At 73.4% G+C, this 2,043-nt stretch carries 1 protein-coding gene; it reads right to left on the minus strand.

The features are described 5' to 3' along the window. Window positions 1-491 precede the first annotated feature (491 nt). The coding region (gene aceB / locus PROKR_RS07450) for a malate synthase A (RefSeq protein ID WP_036961428.1) at window positions 492-2,043 on the minus strand (1,552 nt) is incomplete at its 5' end.

The following is a 2,043-nucleotide window of genomic DNA, read 5'->3' on the forward strand; positions in this document are numbered from 1 at the left end:
CCGGTCCACGCGTTGCGCGCCCGGCGGCCGGTCAGGGTGCGGCGCGCGGCCCGGCCGCGATCGCGGAAGAAGGCGGCGCCGATCGCGGTGCCACGACCGCTCGCCGACCCTGGATCGCTGGTCTCGCCAAGCCTCGCACCGTTCGGCTCGTCCGTCACTGGTCAACGCCCCCTTGCGTATGACATCGGCTGTCGCGGACCGCGTCCGCCCGCCGACCGGTCTGGGCATCGGCGCTGATGTGGCCCCGGTGCCGTCCGTCCAAGAACGCCCAGGGTAGCGGTACTGACGGCGCATTCAACAACCGGAATGTCGCGCTTGCCGCCCGGACGAGGGCTTGGGCCCACGCACAGGAGCCCGACGCCGCGCCGGTCGCGCCCCGGGGGTGGCGGGGCGCCGAGAGAGCGGCGACCGGGCGCGGCGTCGGGCGGTGGAAGGGACGCCCCGACAGCGGGGCGTCCCAGCCTGATGGCCGGTGGGCGGTGATCGGGGCCTTACGGCCGGTCGACCGCCGAGCCCACCAGGTACCCCTGGTACGCGGGATTCGTGAGGAACGCCGGGAAGTCGTCCTCGAGGGCGACGGCGCGGAAGATCTCCGCCGCGTCGTCGATCCGGTTGCCGTGGCCGTGGGGCAGCGACGCCACGACGTCGAGCAGGATCGCCTCGACGCGCTCGCGGGTCACGGGCTGCTGGTCGTCGTCGGTCAGGGTGCCCGACGCGATCCACTGCCACACCTGCGACCGCGAGATCTCCGCGGTGGCGGCGTCCTCCATGAGGCTGTCCAGCGCGGCGGCTCCGGTACCGCGGAGCCACGCGTCGAGGTAGCGCACGGCCACCGAGACGTTCGACCGCAGGCCGGCCGAGGTCACGGTCGCCCCGGAGCGGCGCGCTGAGGCGACGTCGAGCAGGTCGTGCTGCCCCACCACGACGTCGTCGCGCAGGCGGGAGACCTGGTTCGGCGCGTCGCCGAGCACGGCGTCGAACTCGGCCCGGGCCACCGGGATGAGGTCGGGGTGGGCCACCCAGGTGCCGTCGAAGCCGTCGCCGGCCTCGCGCCGCTTGTCGGCGCTGACCTTGGCGAACGCGGTCTCGGTGACCTCCGGGTCGCGGCGGTCCGGGATGAACGCGCTCATGCCGCCGATCGCGTGCGCCCCGCGCTTGTGGCAGGTCGCCACGAGCAGCTCGGTGTAGGCCCGCATGAACGGCGCCGTCATGGTCACCTGCGCGCGGTCCGGCAGCACGTACGACTCCCCGCGGGTGCGGAAGCACTTGATCACCGAGAACAGGTAGTCCCAGCGGCCGGCGTTCAGCCCGGCGCAGTGGTCGCGCAGCTCGTAGAGGATCTCCTCCATCTCGAACGCCGCGGGCAGCGTCTCGATGAGCACCGTGGCGCGCACGGTCCCGCGCGGGATGCCGAGGGCGTCCTGCGCCACCTCGAACACCTCGTTCCACAGCCGCGCCTCCCGGTAGCCCTCCAGCTTGGGTAGGTAGAAGTACGGTCCGCGGCCGCGCGCGACGAGCTCGGCGGCGTTGTGGAAGAAGTACAGGCCGAAGTCCACCAGGCTGCCGAGCGCGCTCGACGTGATGCCGTTCGCGTCCGTGTAGCGCAGGTGCGCCTCGTCGAGGTGCCAGCCGCGGGGCCGGAACACGATGGTCGGCAGGTCCGCGATGTCCGGCGAGCGCAGCGTGTACTCCTTGCCCGCCTCGTTGGTGAAGGCGAGCGTGCCGCGGATCGCGTCGTGCAGCGCCAGCTGGCCCTCGATCACGTTGGGCCACGTGGGGCTGGACGCGTCCTCGGCGTCGGCCAGCCAGCACCGGGCCCCGGAGTTGAGTGCGTTGATCGTCATCTTCGGGTCGGTGGGACCCGTGATCTCGACGCGCCGGTCCTCCAGTCCGGGCGCGTTGCGCGACCCGGCGACCCGCCAGTGCGGGTCGTCCCGCACCGGCCGGGTGGAGGCCCGGAAGTCGGGGTCGGCGCCGTCCGCGATGTCCTGCCGGCGCAGCTGGCGCTGCGCGATCAGCTCGTCGCGGCGGGGGTCGAACCGG

The sequence above is a fragment of the Promicromonospora kroppenstedtii DSM 19349 genome (genome assembly GCF_000515355.1).
Classification (GTDB): domain Bacteria; phylum Actinomycetota; class Actinomycetes; order Actinomycetales; family Cellulomonadaceae; genus Promicromonospora; species Promicromonospora kroppenstedtii.